Genomic DNA, 13993 nt, shown 5'->3' on the forward strand with positions numbered 1-13993 from the left:
CAACGCAAGCAGGCACTCCTCACGAGGAGTCACTACCGCACTCGGCAGCCGCTACCTGCATCGCCGGCTGCACGCGAATGAGCGACGGGCGGGACGATGGAATTGTGCATCAATGGCAGCGACGATAACCAGGAGGCGGGGTGCGCATGAAGGACGCACATGCACACCCCGCCTCCCGCATTCTCATCCGACGATCGACGCGATCGACAGTTTGTCGATATCGGGCGCGTATGCGGACGAATTCGTGAATTTCACTGTATTGGCGCCTGCATTGAGCTGGACGGTCGCGACCGCGGTGAGGAAGGTTGACCAACTCCCTGTTACGCGGAAATACACGCGCGTCGCCGTCCCGCCGTTCACGCTGATGTCGGCGAATCGGTTGATGCTATTTGTGTTGTAGCCAGCCCCGCCCGTGCTGAATTCGTCGTTCGCGTACTGAATCACCAAGGCATAGCTGCCTGCGGCTGTCGCGGTCACACCATTGAACTGCAATGAGTTTCCGCTGCCCTGGCCGATGTACCCGACATACTTGCCCCCGCTGGCGCCCGTGCTCGAGGAAACGACAGCCGTTCCGCCCAGCGTATTCGCGGTCGACTCTGCCTCATAACTGGCTATTTGGCCTGTCGTCGCGGCGACATCGATGTAGTCGATGTTGATCGCATCGCTGTCATCCGTCGTGAAGGCGTTATAGCCAATTCGGTTGATTCCCGCTTGCAGATACAACTTCGTCGTCACGCTGTTCCACGTGTTCCAGTTCGCTGTGCCCGGCAACGCCACATCCTGCGTCGCAGTACCGTTCAACACCAATCGCGTCGTTCGGTTCGTCGGTGCGCCGGAGTATGGGCCCGCGGAGTAGCGCAGAGCCACGTTGTAATAGCCGTCGGACGGTGCGTTTACGACGAAATTCGTGCCCGCATTGTTGCTCGCTCCGTAGCCCTCGACGAAGTAGGTTCCCGAATATCCCGTGTTGGAGCCGTAGGTCACTTTTGCTGTCCCAGTGAGTGAGGCGTACTCGGCCTCATACCGGTTGGCCACGATTGAGTTGGTCGCAGTGTTGGGCGTGAGGATGATCTCGTACGCTGAGAGCGCCTTAAGGCCGCTCAACGAGATGGTGGTGGACCCGGCGCTGACGGCATAGTTACCCTCCGTCACAACGTACGGCCCGGCAGACGCGGCGGTGCCCGAATTATCCACTCCCCACACGGTGGCGTGAACCGTGTTCCCCAGTGCTTGGGGGATGTTTTTCACCGCGACGTCGGACGAGAATACGTCGGTGGAATTGAGGGAGCCCCCCAGAATGATCCTTGCCTGCTTCTTGCTCGAGTCATAGGCGCCGATTGCCTGCAAGGACCCGTTCTGCGAGGGAGGTGTGACCGAGACGGTATTGCCCGTCAGTTCGCCGTACCACTTGTACAGCCACCATCCTCCCGTCACCTGATTCGCCGAATTTGCCGCGACCAAGTCGTTGAGAGATCCGGAATCCGTCCAGAACGCAAGATTTGCGTGCACCTTGCTGTTCTCGAATCGAGCTATGTACTGCACAAGATTTCCGGGCACCCCGAGGTCGCCGTTGATCCGCCCATACTCGTCGATGTAGATGGGCCGGGGCGTGATGCCCAGATTGCTCTCTGCCGCTCGGTACGTCGAGTAGTTCGAGTACCAGTCGGTGAAGAAACTGTTCTGAAGCTCGTGCCAGGTTGTGACATCGGGGAGGACGTTGTTCGCCTTCGCGTACGACAGGAAGTTCGCGTAATCGTTCGCGCTGTAGCCCGAATAGTTCAGCCCAGCGATCCGTGCGGTCGGATCAATCGACCGGATCTTCTGGTAGACGAGCTTCCAGTCTGCTTCCAGCCCCGACAAATTTCCTGAATACCACTGCTGATCGGGTTCGTTGAAGGGCACATATATGTATTTGGCCCGATTGGGGTCCGCGACGATTGCATTCGCCTCGGCCGCGACCACATTCAGGTAGCTGGTTATCCCGGGAGTCGGATAGGGCCAAGTTGAATAATAATCCTGCATGTAGACGAGAATGTCGCTCCCTCCATCCGCCAGGAACTGGGGCGCGACCTTCAGCGCGTCTCCGTTGGGATGTTGTGTACCAGCGGGTGCCATTTGTGCCGTGCTGTCTGGATGGAGGGCCGCGATCGTGCTATCGGTAGGAATCCCGGCGTTTGCAATCCCGTAAAGAAAGCCCGATGAGTCGTGTGTGACGGCCCCCGTTGATGTACTGAGGTAAACCGTGATCACCGGATTAGCAGCGGCAGCAGGAGTAGCGGTTGCGAGGATCAAGGCGGCGCTCGCGACGATCGCGGGAAGCCATGGATGTTTCATATTTCTCCTTTGAAATACCGAAGCCTGGCCTCGCGCGAGTCAGGCGTGCGCCAAGTGAGCTGATGGCACCGAGAAATGATATCGCTATCAACCTCATCCATGAAAGCGATATCAAAATCCATGTGGGGATACTCGCCCCGGATCTCTCTCGTGATGCTTGTCTCACTGGTCCGGAGGGAGGATGCTCGCTGGCCTTTAGGAGAACCGGCAACAGCGAGCGCAGCTCGGCGAGACTCGTGTTTCGGTCGGGCATCCACGCGTGCCTGCTTCGTGAGCCGCCCTCGTCACGGCTGAGCCCGTTTCGCAAGCACTATTCGCTGATCGCGAGGCGGCAATCGGCACGATCAGATTGCCGTGCGCGGCCAGGTCGGGTGCACGACGTCCTGTGGCATCTCTCGGAGCGAGTGACGGGAATCGAACCCGCGCTATCAGCTTGGGAAGCTGAAGTTCTGCCATTGAACTACACTCGCGCGCTGGAGCTAAAAGCGAAGGCCATTTCTGGCCTTCGCCGCGACGCCAGCGCCGACAACCGTCTCGGTTGTCGGAAACGACGCCCAACTCGCACCCCAATCTTAGCCGCTCGCCGCGGAGCCCCCGAATCCCGCCAGCGCAGCGTCGCGGGTATTTCGTCCCCACCTACTGCCCGCCAGCGCAGCGGCGCGGGTACTCCGTCCCCACCCCATCCCCGCCAGCGCAGCGTAGCGGGGCGAGCAACCCACCCCATCCCCGCCAGCGCAGCGGCGCGGGGCGAGCAACCCCCCACCACTCGCCCTCCCCGCCCACCCGGTAGTCTCTCCCCATGCTTCTCAGTGACAGGGACATCAGGGCCGAGCTCGAGTCCGGCCGGGTGGGGCTCGACCCGCTCGACCTGGGGATGATCCAGCCGTCGTCGATCGACGTTCGCCTCGACCGCTTCTTCCGCCTCTTCGACAACCACAAGTACCCCTTCATCGACCCGCGCGAGGATCAGCCGGAGCTGACGCGACTGGTGTCGTCGAAGCCGGGTGAGCCGTTCATCCTGCACCCGGGTGAGTTCGTGCTCGGCTCCACCTACGAGCTGGTGACGCTGCCCGACGACATCGCCGCGCGGCTGGAGGGCAAGAGTTCGCTGGGCCGCCTCGGCCTCTTGACGCACTCGACCGCGGGTTTCGTCGACCCGGGGTTCTCGGGCCATGTCACCCTCGAACTGAGCAATGTGGCGACGCTGCCGATCAAGCTGTGGCCGGGCATGAAGATCGGGCAGCTGTGCTTCATCCGGCTCAGCTCGCCGGCCGAGAAGCCCTACGGTTCGGCCGACTACAGCTCGCGGTACCAGGGCCAGCGCGGCCCGACGGCGTCACGGTCGTTCCAGAACTTCCACCTCACCGAGATCCCGCACGAGGACGGCACGCTCACCGACGACCCGCTCTCCTGAGTCAGGCGTGCAGCTGCTCCAGCTGCCACACGAGCCACGGGCTGAAGGCGAAGGGCGCGTTGCTCGCGGCATCCTTGAGCGAGATCGGGTCGACCCACTGCCACTCCGCCACCTCGTCGGGGTTCGCGCGCACCTCGTCGTCGGTCTCGGCGCGGTAGACCGGGCAGATCTCGTTCTCGACGATGCCGGAGGCGTCGACCGCGCGATAGCGGAAGTCGGGCAGCACGAGGCTCAGCCCGCTCACGGTGATCCCGAGTTCGAGGCGGGCGCGTCGGGCCACCGCGTCGGCGATCTCCTCGCCCGGTGAGGGATGACCGCAGAACGAGTTCGTCCACACCCCCGGCCACGTCGCCTTGCCCAGCGCGCGGCGCGTGACGAGCGTCTGACCCCGCGAATTGAACACGTGGCAGGAGAACGCGAGGTGCAGCGGGGTGCTCTGAGTGTGCACGGTGAGCTTGTCGGCGACGCCCACGGGGGTGCCGTCGTCGGCGACGAGCACAACCTGTTCGGTGTTATCTGCCATGGTCGCGATAGTCTGCCTCAATGAACGGTTCCGACCTGCTCGCGGTCGCCCAGCAGAGGCAGGCGCAGGTCGATGGGGTGCTCGACCGCTTCTTCAGCCTAGCCAAGAACCGGGCATCCGCCTTCGGTCCTGAATATGTTCAATTGTGGGAGTCGCTGGAGGCGAACACGACGGGCGGCAAGCGCTTCCGGCCGCGCATGGTCTTCTGCGCGTACCAGGCGCTCGGCGGCACCGACAACGAGGCCGCGGCCTACATCGGGGCGGCGTTCGAGCTGCTGCACACGGCGTTGATCGTGCACGATGACGTGATCGACCACGACTTCGTGCGGCGCGGCATCCCCAACATCTCCGGCACCTTCCGCGACCGCGCGCTTCGGGTGGGTGCCGACGAGGCCGCCGCCGAGCACAGCGGCATCTCCGCCGCCGTGATCGCGGGCGACCTCGCCCTGTTCAACGCGTATCGCTTCATCGATCGCAGCGGGGTCGACGACGTCACGCGCGAGCGACTGCTCGAGGTCATGGATGACGCGCTCTTCGCCTCCGCCGCCGGCGAACTCATCGACGTCGACTTCTCGCACACCCCCGGAATGCCGAAAGTGGACGACATCCTGGCCATGGAGCGCCTCAAGACCGCCGTCTACTCCTTCGAGTGCCCGCTGCAGGCGGGTGCGATCCTCGCGGGAGCCTCCGACGAGGTCATCGCGACCCTCGCCGAGTTCGGTCGCGAGATCGGCATCGCCTACCAGATCGTGGATGACCTGCTCGGCGTCTTCGGACTCGAGGCCGAGACCGGCAAGACGACCATCGGCGATCTGCGCGAGGGCAAGCGCACGGTGATGGTCTCCTACGCGACGACGACGAAGTCGTGGGAGAGCATCCGCCCCCTCATCGGCAAACTCGACCTCGACGAGGAGGAGGCAGCCGAGGTGCGCGCCGTGCTGGAGAGCAGCGGGGCACGCTCCTTCGCGGAGGGCCTGGCCAGCTACTACGGCAACCGCGCGGTCGGTCGGCTCACCGAGTCGCACATTCCGGAGGCGCTGCGCCTGGAGCTGTTCCCGGTGGCGGACGCCGTGCTCGGACGGGTGCGATGACGCGCAGTCGCCTGTACGACCGGGTCGCCGAGGAGACGGCGAGCATCGTGATCCGGCGCTACTCCACCTCGTTCGGCCTCGCCTCGCGGCTGCTCGACCCGTCGGTGCGTCAGCACGTCGAGAACATCTACGCCCTCGTGCGGCTCGCCGACGAGGTGGTCGACGGCGAGGCGACGAGCGCCGGGCTGTCGACGGTGGACGCTGCGCGCCTGCTGAACGAGCTGGAGCGCGAGACGGGCGCCGCGATCGAGAACGGCTACAGCACCAATCTGATCGTGCACGCCTTCGCGCTCACGGCCCGCGAGACCGGCTTCGGCACCGAGCTGACCGCTCCCTTCTTCGAGTCGATGCGCACCGACCTCAGTGCCACCGAGCACGACCAGACCAGTTTCGATGCCTACGTCTACGGCTCGGCCGAGGTGGTGGGACTCATGTGCCTGCGCGCGTTCCTACAGGGTCGCGCGGTGGAGCCGGCCGAGCTCGCGCGACTGGAGCGGGGCGCCTGCGCGCTCGGTGCCGCGTTCCAGAAGGTCAACTTCCTGCGCGACCTCGCCGCCGACTACGAGGCGCTCGGGCGCAGCTACTTCCCGGGTGTCGACGTGCCCGGCTTCAGTGAGGCCGACAAGGCCCGGCTGCTCGACGACATCGACGCCGATCTGCGCGTGTCGGCGGCGGTCATCCCCGCCCTGCCCGCCGGCTCGCGCCGCGCCGTCGCGCTCGCGCAGGGTCTCTTCGCCGAGCTCGCCGCCCGCCTGCGCGCCACCCCGGCCGCCACTCTCGCCTCGACGCGCATCCGCGTGCCGAACCCGGTCAAGCTCCGCATCGCCGCGGCGGCCGCCCTCGGAAGGACCCCTCGACCGTGAGCCACGTCATCGTCATCGGCGGAGGAATCAGCGGGCTCGCCTCCGCCGCCCTGCTCGCGAGGGAGGGGCATCAGGTCACCCTGCTGGAGGCCCGCGACCAGCTCGGCGGTCGCGCCGGCAACTGGGAGAAGGATGGCTTCCGCTTCGACACCGGGCCTTCCTGGTACCTCATGCCCGAGGTCTTCGACCACTTCTACCGCCTTCTCGGCACGACGGCCGAGGAGCAGCTCACCCTCGTGACCCTCGACCCCGGTTACCGCGTGTTCTTCGAGGGCGAGCGCGAGCCGCTCGACATCTCCGCCGACCGCGCCGAGAACATCGCGCTGTTCGAGCGGGTGCAGAAGGGGGCGGGCCGCCGACTCGACGCGTACCTCCGCTCCGCCAAGCGCACCTACGACATCGCCAAGCTGCGGTTCCTCTACACGAGCTACGAGTCGTTCCGGCCTCTGCTGCGCCGTGACGTGCTCAGCCAGACGGGCACGCTCGTGCGCCTCCTGCTCACCCCGCTGTCGCGGCTCGCGGCGCGAACGGTGAAGGATGACCGGCTCCGGAAGATCCTCGGCTACCCCGCCGTCTTCCTCGGCTCCTCCCCCTACCTCACCCCCAGCATGTACCACCTCATGAGTCACCTGGACCTGGCCGATGGCGTGCTCTACCCCATCGGCGGCTTCCATCGCGTGATCGAGTCGATCGCGGCGCTCGCGGTCGCAGAGGGCGTGGAGGTCGTGACGTCGGCGAGGGTGGAGCGCATCCTCGTCACAAACCGGTCGGCGACGGGCGTCGAGTACGTGGATCACGCCGGCGAGCGCCGCACCGTCGCCGCCGACATCGTCGTCTCGGCGGCCGACCTGCACTTCACCGAGACCCGGCTGCTCGAGCGGGAGCAGCAGACGTACCCCGAGGAGTACTGGGCGCGCAAGACACCCGGGCCCAGCGCCCTGCTCCTCTACCTGGGCGTGACGGGCGAGCTGCCCCAGCTGGAGCACCACACCCTGTTCTTCACCAAGGAGTGGCAGCGCGGCTTCGAGGCGATCTTCGGTGCGAACCCCAGCGTTCCCGAGCCGGCCTCCCTCTATGTGTGCAAGCCGAGCGGCATCGACCCGGCGACCGCGCCCGAGGGCTCGGAGAACCTCTTCGTGCTCGTGCCGATCCCCGCGGACGTGACGATCGGATCGGGGGGTGTCGACCGCGGCGGGGATGCCCGCATCGAGGCGCTGGCCGACACGGTCATCCAGCAGATCGCCGACTGGGCGGGCATTCCCGACCTGGCCTCGCGCGTCACCGTGCGCCGCACGCTCGGGCCAGGGGACTTCGCCGCCGACCTCAACTCGTGGCGCGGCACGGCCCTCGGGCCCGCCCACACGCTCGCTCAAAGCGCCTTCTTCCGCGCGGGCAACCACAGCAAGAAGGTCGAGGGACTGTTCTACGCGGGCGGCTCGACGATCCCCGGCATCGGCCTGCCGATGTGCCTCATCAGCGCCGAGGTGCTCGTGAAGCGACTGCGCGGCGACACCTCCACCGAGGCTCTGCCCGAGCCGCTCGAGCGACGGGTCGTCTGATGGGGGTGCTCTACCTTCTGGCGCTCGCCGTCGCCCTCGCGGGCATGGTGACGCTCGACCGGCGGTTTCGCCTATTCTTCTGGCAGCGCCCACGGCGCGCGGCCGTCGTGCTCGCCGTGGGGCTCGCGTTCTTCCTGCTCTGGGATCTCGCGGGCATTCGCCTGGGCATCTTCTTCCGCGGCGAGACCAGCTTCATGACCGGCCTGCAGCTCGCCCCCGAGCTGCCGATCGAGGAGCCGTTCTTCCTGCTGCTGCTGTGCTACCTCACGATGAACCTGTTCGGCGCCGTGGAACGGGTGCGCGATGCGCGGGCGCGAGGCGGCGCGTCCGGATCAGGCGGCACGGTGGGTCCCGGCCGTGAGTCCGGTCCGGGAGCCGCCGCGTGAGCTACTGGGCGCTCAACGCCGTCTTCCTCGCGGCCGTCGCGGTGGTCGCGGTGGTCGCCATCGCGCGGGGCCGGGCGCCGCGCTGGGGCACGGTGGCGCTCGTGGCGGGGGTGGTGGTGATCCTCACCGCGGTGTTCGACAACGTGATGATCGGCGTGGGGCTCGTCGGCTACGACCGCGCCCTCATCAGCGGGGTGTTCGTGGGCATCGCCCCGCTCGAGGACTTCGCCTACGCGGTGGCGGCGGTCGTGCTGCTGCCCGCCCTGTGGAGCCTGGGGGCCCGCCCGCGATGACGACCCTCCGCGCCCTCTTCGTCTCCTCCCGGCCCCTGAGCTGGATCAACACCGCGTTCCCCTTCGCGGCGGCCTACCTCGTCACCACGCACCGGGTGGATGCCCCGCTCGTGCTCGGCACGCTGTACTTCCTCATCCCCTACAACCTCGCGATGTACGGAATCAACGACGTGTTCGACTACGAGTCCGACCTCCGAAACCCGCGCAAGGGCGGGGTCGAGGGCGCGTTGCTCGACCGCGGATTCCACCGCGTCACGCTGTGGGCGGCGCTCGTCACGAACGTGCCGTTCCTGGTCTTCCTCGTCGCCGTCGGCTCCCCGGTGTCGTGGATCGTGCTCGCCGTCAGCGTCTTCGCCGTGATCGCCTATTCGGCCCCGCGGCTGCGCTTCAAGGAGCGCCCCTTCCTCGACTCGCTCACCTCCAGCACGCACTTCGTGAGCCCGGCCGTCTACGGCCTCGTGCTCGCGGGCGCGGTGTTCACGCCGCAGCTGTGGGCGCTGCTCGGCGCGTTCTTCCTGTGGGGCATCGCCTCGCACGCCTTCGGCGCGGTGCAGGACGTGGTGGCCGACCGCGAGGGCGGCATCGACTCGGTCGCGACGGTGATCGGGGCACGGGCGACCGTGCGGCTCGCGGTGATCGCGTATCTCGCGGCGGGCATCCTGCTGCTCGACACCGCGTGGCCCGGGCCGCTCGCCGCGGTGCTCGCCCTGCCCTACGCGATCAGCTGCGCGCCCTACTGGTCGGTCGCCGACGCGGATGCCGAGCGCGCGAATCGCGGCTGGAAGAGGTTTCTCTGGCTCAACTTCGTGAGCGGCTTCGTCGTCACGATGCTGCTGATCGCTTACGTGCTGCTGCCGCGGGCTTGAGCCGGAGGGTCAGCGGCTCGCGCCGAGCTGAGCGGCCGCGCACCACGCCCGGGCCTCGGGTCACTCGTTCCAGCCGAGGTTGCGCGCCATCCGCTCGAGCACGTCGACGGTGACGGTGTAGTCGCCCTCGCTGATGCCCGCCATCATCGCCGTGCGCTGGGCGGCCACGACGGCGCTGAGCCGGTCGAGCGCCCCGCGCCCGCGCTCGGTGAGCGCGTAGCTGCCGCCGTCGGCCACGAGCCACTCGCTGTCGACGAGCTCGGCGAGGTGATCGGCCGCCGTCTGGCCGCCGTCGTCCGGGCTGAGCGGGGCGATCGCCGCGTCGAGCTGCTCGAGCGTCGCCGGCTCGCGACTGAGCACGTTCATCAGCTGCCACTGCCGGCGGGTGACGCCGTGTTCGTCGAGCGTCGACGCGAACTCGTCCTCGAGCATGCGGTCGACGAGCTTCAACCAGTATCCGATCGGTCGTTGATCAGCCATGCCGACAGGCTACGCGCGCCCGATCGGGAGCGCTAGGAGAGCCGCGCCGCGCCCGCGGGATCGGGTGCGCCGGTGGCGTCACGGCCGGGCGTTCGCACGAACAGCAGCAGGACGAGTCCGATGAGCAGCACCGCGACGATGCCCAGGATTCCCCAGTACTGCGCGCCGAACACGCTCACGAGCGTCGCGAAGAGCAGCGGCGCCAGGAAGCTCACCGCGCGCCCCGTGGTCGCGTAGAGGCCGAACACCTCGCCCTCTCTGCCCGCCGGGGTGACCCGCGCGAGGAAGGTACGGGCGGCCGACTGTGCGGGGCCGACGAAGAGGCACAGGATCAGCCCGCCGACCCAGAACGCGCCCGCTCCGAGTCCGTGGGCGAAGAAGACGCCGAGCCCGGCGACCACGAGACCGATGAGCGCGGTCACGATGACCGGCTTCGCGCCGAAGCGGTCGTCGAACCGACCCGAGATGAAGGTGCTCACCCCCGCCACGACGTTGGCCGCGATCGCGAAGATGATCACCTGCCCGCTCGAGAATCCGAAGGTGCCGCTCGCGAGGATCCCGCCGAAGGTGAACACCCCCACGAGCCCGTCGCGGAACAGCGCGCTCGCGATCAGGAACATCACCGTGTTGCGGCTGTCGCGCCAGAGCGAGCGCACATCCCGCACGAGCACCGCGTACGACTGCAGGAAGCCGACGCGCGCCCGCCTGTTCGATGCCTCGATCTCGGGCACCGTCAGCAGGATCGGCAGCGAGAACACGAGCGTCCAGGCCGCTGAGATGAGGGCGATGATCCGGATGTTCAGCCCGCCCGCCTCGGTCACGTGCAGCAGCCCGCCCACCCCCGGTGTCGACCCCTCCACGACGAGACCGAAGTACACCACGAGCAGCAGCACGATGCCGCCGAGGTACCCCGCACCCCAGCCGAGCCCGCTCACCGTGCCGACGGTCTTGGGCGTGGAGACCTGAATGAGCATCGCGTTGTAGTTGACGGTCGCGATCTCGTAGAACACCGTGCCGACCGAGACGAGCACGACCCCGAACAGGAAGAACGAGGGCTGCCCCTGCACGAAGAACATGAGAACCATGGCGAGGATGACCACCCCCGTGTTGATCGCGAGCCACAGCTTGCGCCGCCCCGACGCGTCCGTGCGCTGGCCGAGAACGGGCGCGAGCAGCGCGACCACGATCCCCGCGATCGCGAGCCCGAAGCCGAGCCCCGAGGAGAGCGGCGCCTCGGCCGCGGTCACCGCGGCGTGCGCGGGACCGCTCGGGTCGAGTTCGGCGTCGCGTGCCGCCCGCAGGGCGGGGTCGATGAACAGGCCCCCGGTGAGGTAGACGGTGAAGACGAAGGTGGTGATGACGGCGTTGAACGCGGCTCCACCCCAGTCCCAGAATGCCCAGGCGACCACGTGGCTGCGGGGGATCCGCTTGCCGGACTGGAGGTCGAGACCGATGGGGGCGGCGGCGCTGCCGGGGGTGTGGTCATCCATGGTCACAAGCTACTGGGGTTCGGTGTCGGGGCGGTGTCTCCGCGGCGACTTTTCCCGGCGCGCCGGGTGCCCGAATGCGAGCTCGCGCCGGCGAGCTGATCGAACTTGAGTCGCCCAGGCTCAATTTTTCCTGAGTCGCCTTGACAAAGGTTTTCGCATGCCTCAAAGTTGATAGTGCCGGACTCAAGTTCTGGCGCATCCACTTTCATAAGGAGTACAGAGCACTATGGCTCGAGCAGTAGGAATTGACCTCGGAACCACCAACTCGGTGGTCGCGGTTCTCGAGGGCGGCGAGCCGACCGTCATCGCCAACGCTGAAGGTTTCCGCACGACACCATCGATCGTGGCCTTCACCAAGGACGGCGAGGTGCTCGTCGGTGAGACCGCCAAGCGCCAGGCCGTCACCAACGTCGACCGCACCATCTCCTCGGTCAAGCGCCACATGGGCACCGACTGGACCGTCGCCATCGACGAGAAGAAGTACACGCCGCAGGAGATCTCGGCGCGCATCCTCGCGAAGCTCAAGCGCGACGCGGAGCAGTACCTGGGCGAGCCCGTGACCGACGCGGTCGTCACGGTTCCGGCCTACTTCAACGACGCCGAGCGTCAGGCCACCAAGGATGCCGGCGAGATCGCCGGCCTCAACGTGCTGCGCATCATCAACGAGCCCACCGCGGCGGCGCTCGCCTACGGCCTCGACAAGGGCAAGGAGGACGAGCTCATCCTCGTCTTCGACCTCGGTGGTGGCACCTTCGACGTCTCCCTGCTCGAAGTGGGCAAGGACGACGATTTCTCCACCATCCAGGTGCGCGCGACCGCCGGCGACAACCGCCTCGGTGGCGACGACTGGGACCAGCGCATCGTGGCCCACCTCGTGACCAAGTTCAAGGAGACGACGGGCGTCGACGTCTCGAAGGACAAGATCGCCCTCCAGCGCCTGAAGGAGGCGGCGGAGCAGGCCAAGAAGGAGCTCTCGTCGTCCACGAGCGCGAGCATCCAGCTCCCCTACCTCTCCCTCACCGAGAACGGCCCGGCCAACCTCGACGAGACGCTGACCCGTGCCAAGTTCGAAGACCTCACCAAGGACCTGCTCGAGCGCACGCGCAAGCCGTTCGAGGACGTCATCAAGGAGGCCGGCATCAAGGTGGGCGACGTCTCACACGTCGTGCTCGTCGGTGGCTCGACCCGCATGCCCGCGGTGCAGGAGCTCGTCAAGAAGATGACCGGCGGCAAGGAGCCCAACAAGGGCGTCAACCCTGACGAGGTGGTCGCCGTGGGCGCCGCCCTCCAGGCCGGCGTGCTGAAGGGCGAGCGCAAGGACGTCCTGCTGATCGACGTGACCCCGCTGAGCCTCGGTATCGAGACCAAGGGCGGCATCATGACCAAGCTCATCGAGCGCAACACCGCCATCCCCACGAAGCGCAGTGAGACCTTCACCACGGCAGACGACAACCAGCCCTCGGTCGCCATCCAGGTGTTCCAGGGCGAGCGCGAGTTCACCCGCGACAACAAGCCGCTCGGCACCTTCGAGCTCCAGGGCATCGCGCCGGCACCGCGTGGCGTTCCCCAGGTCGAGGTGACCTTCGACATCGACGCCAACGGCATCGTTCAGGTGCACGCGCGCGACAAGGGCACCGGCAAGGAGCAGTCGATCACCATCACCGGCGGCTCGTCGCTGGCGAAGGAAGACATCGAGCGCATGGTGCGCGAGGGCGAGGAGCACGCCGCGGAGGACAAGGCGCGTCGCGAGGCCGCCGAGGTCCGCAACAACGCCGAGCAGCTCGCGTACTCCATCGACAAGCTCATCAAGGAGAACGAGGACAAGCTGCCCGACGACGTCAAGTCCGAGGTGCAGGCCGATGTGGATGCCCTGCAGAGCGCGCTCGCCGGCGACGACGAGGCCGCGGTCAAGTCGGCGTTCGACAAGCTCAACGCCTCGCAGCAGAAGCTGGGCGAGGCGATCTACGCGAACCAGGAGAAGGCGGCCGACGGCGCGGCGAGCGGCGAGGCACCCGAGGGATCCGACGAGGACATCGTCGATGCCGAGGTCGTCGAAGACGAGCCCACCGACCCGAAGAAGTAAGGCAATGGCAGACAACGGCAAGAAGAAGCCCGACTCTGGGGAGGGGGCCGAGAACATCGGCCCCACCTCCGAGGACGGCGACACCGCGGACGTCGCGGGCGTCGAGGATCTGATCGCAGCGGAGGGCCCCGACGTGGAGACCCTCACCGAGGAGGAGATCTCCTTCCTCGAGGAGGGCGAGCGCGAGCTGCTCGACGACATGCGGAACGACCTCGCACGTGCCCAGGCCGAGCTGGTGAACTTCCGCAAGCGCGTGGAGCGCGACCGCGCCGCGAACCGCGACGCGGTCATCGCCGAGGTCATCCGCACGCTCCTGCCCGCGATCGACGACCTGGCCAGGGCCCAGCTGCACGGCGACCTCGCCGGCAGCCCGCTCGAGCTCGTCGCGCAGAAGCTGCGCGCAGGGTTCGAACGCTACGGCCTGCGCATCGTGGGGGAGAAGGGCGAGACCTTCGATCCCAATCTGCACGAGGCGCTCGTCCAGCTGCCGACACCGGGTGTCACCGTCAACACGGTGGCCGACGTGATCGAGCCGGGCTATGCCCTCGGCGACCGGCTGCTGCGCGCGGCCAAGGTCGCGGTGTCCGTCCCCGACGGCTCCTGAGAGGTCG

At 67.2% G+C, this 13993-nt stretch carries 13 protein-coding genes and 1 tRNA gene; 9 read left to right on the forward strand and 5 right to left on the reverse strand.

Annotation, left to right across the window (positions count from 1 at the left end; translation table 11 throughout):
- Positions 1–183: 183 nt before the first annotated feature.
- Both G3T37_RS10885 and G3T37_RS10890 read right to left on the reverse strand, forming a co-directional pair.
- Positions 184–2334: a carbohydrate-binding protein gene (locus G3T37_RS10885; protein ID WP_163473923.1), complete on the reverse strand. Its 2151-nt coding sequence runs from the start codon at positions 2332–2334 to the stop codon at positions 184–186.
- A 399-nt stretch (positions 2335–2733) separates the two neighbouring features.
- A tRNA-Gly gene (locus tag G3T37_RS10890) sits at positions 2734–2804 on the reverse strand.
- Positions 2805–3133: 329 nt separating this feature from the next.
- On the opposite strand from G3T37_RS10890, the gene dcd reads away from it, so the two are divergent.
- Complete coding sequence (dcd, locus tag G3T37_RS10895) at positions 3134–3748, forward strand: dCTP deaminase (protein ID WP_163473924.1); 615 nt, start codon at positions 3134–3136, stop codon at positions 3746–3748.
- Between the two features lies 1 nt (position 3749).
- On the opposite strand, the gene idi is transcribed toward dcd, so the two are convergent.
- Complete coding sequence (idi, locus tag G3T37_RS10900) at positions 3750–4271, reverse strand: isopentenyl-diphosphate Delta-isomerase (protein WP_163473925.1); 522 nt, start codon at positions 4269–4271, stop codon at positions 3750–3752.
- 20 nt (positions 4272–4291) lie between these two features.
- Here idi and G3T37_RS10905 point away from each other — a divergent pair, with 20 nt between their 5' ends.
- The 6 genes from G3T37_RS10905 to G3T37_RS10930 are packed head-to-tail and all read left to right on the forward strand — an operon-like array spanning position 4292 to position 9329.
- On the forward strand, positions 4292–5362 hold the full coding sequence (locus tag G3T37_RS10905) for a polyprenyl synthetase family protein (protein WP_163473926.1): 1071 nt from the start codon (positions 4292–4294) through the stop codon (positions 5360–5362).
- A complete protein-coding gene (locus G3T37_RS14960; RefSeq protein ID WP_163473927.1) occupies positions 5359–6225 on the forward strand; it encodes a phytoene/squalene synthase family protein in 867 nt (288 codons plus the stop codon). Before G3T37_RS10905 ends, G3T37_RS14960 begins: the two co-directional genes overlap by 4 nt.
- The gene (gene crtI / locus G3T37_RS14965) at positions 6222–7784 is read left to right on the forward strand and encodes a phytoene desaturase family protein (protein ID WP_163473928.1); all 1563 of its coding nucleotides are present in this window, start codon (positions 6222–6224) and stop codon (positions 7782–7784) included. The genes G3T37_RS14960 and crtI overlap by 4 nt, the downstream gene beginning before the upstream one ends.
- On the forward strand, positions 7784–8170 hold the full coding sequence (locus tag G3T37_RS10920; protein ID WP_163473929.1) for a lycopene cyclase domain-containing protein: 387 nt from the start codon (positions 7784–7786) through the stop codon (positions 8168–8170). Before crtI ends, G3T37_RS10920 begins: the two co-directional genes overlap by 1 nt.
- Positions 8167–8463 (forward strand): lycopene cyclase domain-containing protein, encoded by a 297-nt coding sequence (locus G3T37_RS10925; protein WP_163473930.1) that lies wholly within the window; start codon positions 8167–8169, stop codon positions 8461–8463. The genes G3T37_RS10920 and G3T37_RS10925 overlap by 4 nt, the downstream gene beginning before the upstream one ends.
- Positions 8460–9329 (forward strand): prenyltransferase, encoded by an 870-nt coding sequence (locus tag G3T37_RS10930; protein WP_163473931.1) that lies wholly within the window; start codon positions 8460–8462, stop codon positions 9327–9329. The genes G3T37_RS10925 and G3T37_RS10930 overlap by 4 nt, the downstream gene beginning before the upstream one ends.
- 60 nt (positions 9330–9389) lie before the next feature.
- Here the strand turns inward: G3T37_RS10930 and G3T37_RS10935 are convergent, their stop codons facing one another.
- Both G3T37_RS10935 and G3T37_RS10940 read right to left on the reverse strand, forming a co-directional pair.
- Positions 9390–9809, reverse strand: a complete 420-nt coding sequence (locus tag G3T37_RS10935; RefSeq protein WP_163473932.1) for a MarR family winged helix-turn-helix transcriptional regulator — start codon at positions 9807–9809, stop codon at positions 9390–9392.
- A gap of 32 nt (positions 9810–9841) precedes the next feature.
- Entirely contained in the window at positions 9842–11299 is a 1458-nt protein-coding gene (locus G3T37_RS10940; RefSeq protein WP_163473933.1) for an MFS transporter, read from the reverse strand.
- A gap of 226 nt (positions 11300–11525) precedes the next feature.
- Between G3T37_RS10940 and dnaK the strand changes: the two genes are divergently transcribed.
- Complete coding sequence (dnaK, locus tag G3T37_RS10945; protein WP_163473934.1) at positions 11526–13382, forward strand: molecular chaperone DnaK; 1857 nt, start codon at positions 11526–11528, stop codon at positions 13380–13382.
- Between the two features lie 4 nt (positions 13383–13386).
- The gene (locus G3T37_RS10950; RefSeq protein WP_163473935.1) at positions 13387–13986 is read left to right on the forward strand and encodes a nucleotide exchange factor GrpE; all 600 of its coding nucleotides are present in this window, start codon (positions 13387–13389) and stop codon (positions 13984–13986) included.
- Positions 13987–13993 lie beyond the last annotated feature (7 nt).

The organism is Galbitalea soli (genome assembly GCF_010686725.1).
In the GTDB taxonomy this organism is placed as follows: domain Bacteria; phylum Actinomycetota; class Actinomycetes; order Actinomycetales; family Microbacteriaceae; genus Galbitalea; species Galbitalea soli.

Bases quoted from the DNA above. Each gene is read 5' to 3' on its own strand.
- G3T37_RS10885 (WP_163473923.1), bottom strand. From the start codon at position 2,334: ATGAAACATCCATGGCTTCCCGCGATCGTCGCGAGCGCCGCCTTGATC.
- dcd (WP_163473924.1), top strand. From the start codon at position 3,134: ATGCTTCTCAGTGACAGGGACATCAGGGCCGAGCTCGAGTCCGGCCGG.
- idi (WP_163473925.1), bottom strand. From the start codon at position 4,271: ATGGCAGATAACACCGAACAGGTTGTGCTCGTCGCCGACGACGGCACC.
- G3T37_RS10905 (WP_163473926.1), top strand. From the start codon at position 4,292: ATGAACGGTTCCGACCTGCTCGCGGTCGCCCAGCAGAGGCAGGCGCAG.
- G3T37_RS14960 (WP_163473927.1), top strand. From the start codon at position 5,359: ATGACGCGCAGTCGCCTGTACGACCGGGTCGCCGAGGAGACGGCGAGC.
- G3T37_RS10920 (WP_163473929.1), top strand. From the start codon at position 7,784: ATGGGGGTGCTCTACCTTCTGGCGCTCGCCGTCGCCCTCGCGGGCATG.
- G3T37_RS10930 (WP_163473931.1), top strand. From the start codon at position 8,460: ATGACGACCCTCCGCGCCCTCTTCGTCTCCTCCCGGCCCCTGAGCTGG.
- G3T37_RS10935 (WP_163473932.1), bottom strand. From the start codon at position 9,809: ATGGCTGATCAACGACCGATCGGATACTGGTTGAAGCTCGTCGACCGC.
- G3T37_RS10940 (WP_163473933.1), bottom strand. From the start codon at position 11,299: ATGGATGACCACACCCCCGGCAGCGCCGCCGCCCCCATCGGTCTCGAC.
- dnaK (WP_163473934.1), top strand. From the start codon at position 11,526: ATGGCTCGAGCAGTAGGAATTGACCTCGGAACCACCAACTCGGTGGTC.
- G3T37_RS10950 (WP_163473935.1), top strand. From the start codon at position 13,387: ATGGCAGACAACGGCAAGAAGAAGCCCGACTCTGGGGAGGGGGCCGAG.